Source organism: Mycobacterium sp. TH-M25 (assembly GCF_057473665.1).
In genome coordinates, this window is sequence record NZ_JBYCLA010000552.1 from 1 (window position 1) to 3,423 (window position 3,423).

Annotated in this window: 3 protein-coding genes and 2 pseudogenes; all 5 read left to right on the forward strand. The window is 65.2% G+C overall.

Going from position 1 to position 3,423, the window contains the following annotated elements; translation table 11 throughout:
* The first annotated feature begins 176 nt into the window (after window positions 1-176).
* Entirely contained in the window at window positions 177-1,670 is a 1,494-nt protein-coding gene (locus AC2VOU_RS18410; RefSeq protein ID WP_486958665.1) for an acetyl-CoA acetyltransferase, read from the forward strand.
* On the forward strand, window positions 1,667-1,915 hold the full coding sequence (locus tag AC2VOU_RS18415; protein WP_486958666.1) for a hypothetical protein: 249 nt from the start codon (window positions 1,667-1,669) through the stop codon (window positions 1,913-1,915). The genes AC2VOU_RS18410 and AC2VOU_RS18415 overlap by 4 nt, the downstream gene beginning before the upstream one ends.
* Window positions 1,916-1,974: 59 nt before the next feature.
* Window positions 1,975-2,574, forward strand: a complete 600-nt coding sequence (locus AC2VOU_RS18420) for a carboxymuconolactone decarboxylase family protein (protein WP_486958667.1) — start codon at window positions 1,975-1,977, stop codon at window positions 2,572-2,574.
* Window positions 2,575-2,780: 206 nt separating this feature from the next.
* Window positions 2,781-2,921, forward strand: a pseudogene (locus AC2VOU_RS18425) (ferritin-like domain-containing protein); the annotation flags it as partial.
* Window positions 2,922-3,051: 130 nt separating this feature from the next.
* Window positions 3,052-3,423, forward strand: a pseudogene (locus tag AC2VOU_RS18430) (L,D-transpeptidase); the annotation flags it as partial.

Genomic DNA, 3,423 nt, shown 5'->3' on the forward strand with positions numbered 1-3,423 from the left:
GCGGCTTCGTGCAGGAGTCGCATCGCCCCATCGCAACGATTTTTTCGTCACGGTGCAAGTATGCCTGCAAAACCGCCGCGATTCTGCGAACAGGTACGGTTGTCCTAGTTGGTCGTGTGTGACAATATCGCAGTAATGTCACAAAGAAGGCGTCGACGATGAGCGTGACCTGACCATTGGCCATCCCAGCACGCACCCCGGTTGTCGTCGGCGTCGGTGAGTTCACACACCGCGGCGAAGGCATCGTCGACCCCATCGATTTGGCGTCCGAGGCCACGCGCCGAGCGCTGCAGGATGTGGGGGCCGCGATCGGACACCGGATCGATACCGTGGCGAAACCGGGGATCTTGATGACTCCACGCGACAACCCCGCATCGAGGATTGCCGAAGCGGCTGGGCTCACGCCGAACCGTCGCATCAGTTGTCCGGTCGGCGGCAACACGCCCCAGTACCTCGTAGAGGTGCTGGGCCGCCGCATTTGGCGCGGCGTCAGCGACGCGGTGCTGATCGTCGGCGCGGAAAGCGGCGCGTCAGCCCGCAAGGTCACATCCGCTGATGCGCTGTTGGAGCCGAATCCCGTTGCAGCACGGGACGAGTCACTCGGTGACAGACGCCCCGGACTGAGCGAAGCCGAGATGCGCGCCGGGTTGCGTTGGCCGCACGAGGTATACCCGATCTTCGAATCCGCGATCGCGGCTCGATTCGGCCGTACATTCGACGAACAGCGCCGCTGGCTGGGAAGCCTGATGGCTCCGTTCACGCTGGAAGCGTCCCGACATCCCGAACAGGCCTGGTTTCCGCTTGCCCGCAGCGCCGATGAGCTCAGCACCATCTCCCCGACTAACCGGATGGTGTGCGAGCCGTATCCCAAGCTGCTCAACAGCATCATCGCCGTGGACATGGCGGCTGGCTTCGTCATGATGGCCGCTGAAGTCGCCGAGGAACTCGGGGTGCCTCGTGATCGTTGGGTCTTCCCGTGGTCGTCGGCCACCTGCAACGACGTGTACTTCCCGGTTCAGCGGCCCGATCTGGGCCGTGCCGCGGGAATAAAGGCCGCCGGCAAGGCAGTGTTGGCTGCCAGCGGACTTCACGTCGACGACGTTAGATGGTTCGATTTCTACTCGTGCTTTCCGTCCGCGGTCGAGGCGGCGATCGATGCCTTCGATCTCGACCCGGCGGATGCCCGCGGGTTCACGGTGACCGGCGGATTGCCCTACCACGGCGGGCCGGGTAACAACTATGTCAGCCATTCGATTGTGGAGATGGTGCGGCGCTGCCGAAGTGAACCCGAGGCCGTGGGACTCGTGTCCGGACTCGGCTGGTACATCACAAAGCACTCGCTGGGTTTGTGGTCGGCGACCCCACCGCCAACCGGATGGCAGACACCAGACATGGCGGGTGTGCAGTCCGCAATTGATGCCACGTCCCTGGCGGTCGCTTCGCCCGTTGACGCGTCCGGTAGGGCGTCCATAGACGGCTACACCGTGGTGCACGACCGTGACGAGGGACCGTCCTGGGTGCCCATTTTCGCGCGCCTGACCGACGGCCGACGCGTCGCGGCACGCAACGACGATGCCGAGGTGGCGATGACAATGTCAAAAGAGATGTTTGTCGGTCATAAGGTCACCGTGCGCCACGCTGATCAGCACGTCGAGTTCGAACTGTCGTGAACGCCGACGCGCCAGACCTACTTGTCTTCAAAGAATTACGTGTCTTCGGCTCGTTCTCGTTGGGGGTCGATTTCCCCGCCTACCCGAGCGCCATCAAGCCGTTGGTCTCGGGGCGTTGCCCTTTCGGTGAATTGTCGCGCGACGTTACCGGTTTCGCGGGCCTGCCACAGCTTCTCGACGTGCTGGCCGGCGCTGAGCCGGAGCGGATTCCCGCGCTGCACAGCGTCTTTGTGCCGACTGCCTGACAGCGCCAAGCAGCGCCCAACCGAAAGGATCCACCGTGAGCAACCGAAACCGGGTTGAAATGCTCGACCTGACAGATGCGCGCCAACGCGCCGCCCAATGCGGAATCCCGGCCACCATGGCTGAACTGTCGGTTTTCAGAATCGTGCTTCATCAGCCCGGTGTGGCTGTCGCATTGCACGGACTGCTCGAGGCATTGCTGTGGAGGGGCGCGCTGGATGCGCGTCTGCGGGAGCTGATCATCATGCGGATCGGCTGGGTAACCGGTTCGGTCTACGAATGGACGCAACACTGGAGGATCGCCCGCTTGCTCGATGTGCCCGAACGCGACCTGCTCGCGGTGCGAGACTGGCCAAGCGCCGGCCACTTCGGCGAAGCCGAGCGGGCGGTACTCGCGGCGACAGACGAGACGTTGCATGACGGCACAATCTCGGATGAAACATGGGCTGCGTGTCAGCGCGCGTTGCACGGGGATCCGGCCGTCCTCGTCGAACTCGTCGTCGCGATCGGCAATTGGCGGTTGTTCTCCGCACTTCTGCGGTCCTTGCAAGTGCCGCTCGAAGACGGCCTCGAGGCATGGCCCCCTGACGGCGTTCGACCATTCGTGGGCTCGACCCCGTTTGATGGACACAGGGTCAGGCCGCTTATGCCGCCCGAATGACCTTCCGCACGCCCGCGCGAATGGCACCCGCTCACGGCCTCGGTGTCCATTCCCATTCCCCGATGTGTCGGTGCCGCCTCAACACTGACCCCGCCGCGTTCCTGCGCCTGGCCACCGGCGTGGCCTTGAGCTCCAGGTCGTATTTTGTTGGCATCGTGCCATCCTTCCCTCAAAAGAAGGTGCGCACGAAACCCGGGGAGCTTCAGTCCGCCACGATAAAGCACTCCCAACCGCTGCACTTCATCTCGCAGCGGCTGGGCACGGTTATCGACTAGTTCCCCACTCAAGTACTTGGCAAGACGCCGTCATGGACCGATGAGCTGACCTACGAACCGGTGGCCAAGTGAGCGACACGACCACTGTTCTGATCATCGGAGAGCATCGGGTCCGGGACCAGCTCGTCGCAGCTAGTAGGCCGTCGCGCTGTGTAACACTGGATGGAGACTGTGACCGGAGGTAGCACAGATGTCGCGAGGGATGACGCGAACGCTCGTCGCCTGGCTCAGCGTCGGCGGCCTGGCTGCGGGGCTCACCCTCGGTGGTGGGCCAGCGCTGGCCGACCCGGAGCAACCACCGCCCGGCGACCCATGGGCAGCCGACGCCGGGCCAGTCGGTGCGCCGCCCGACCCGGTGGACCCGCCGCCACCGGCGGAACCGGTGACGGGTCCGCCGCCGGGACCGGTGGTGCCGCCGCCACCGGCGGAGCCGCTGGCGTTCCCGCCACCGGACCCACCTGACCCGCTGCTGGTGCCCCCGGCGTCCCCCGGCACGCCCCCGGCAGCCTCGGTCGGCGCGGCGGGATCCGTCGCAGGGCAGAATCCGCAGCCGTTCACCGGCACGGCGCCGTTC

Bases quoted from the DNA above. Each gene is read 5' to 3' on its own strand.
- AC2VOU_RS18420 (WP_486958667.1), top strand. From the start codon at position 1,975: ATGCTCGACCTGACAGATGCGCGCCAACGCGCCGCCCAATGCGGAATC.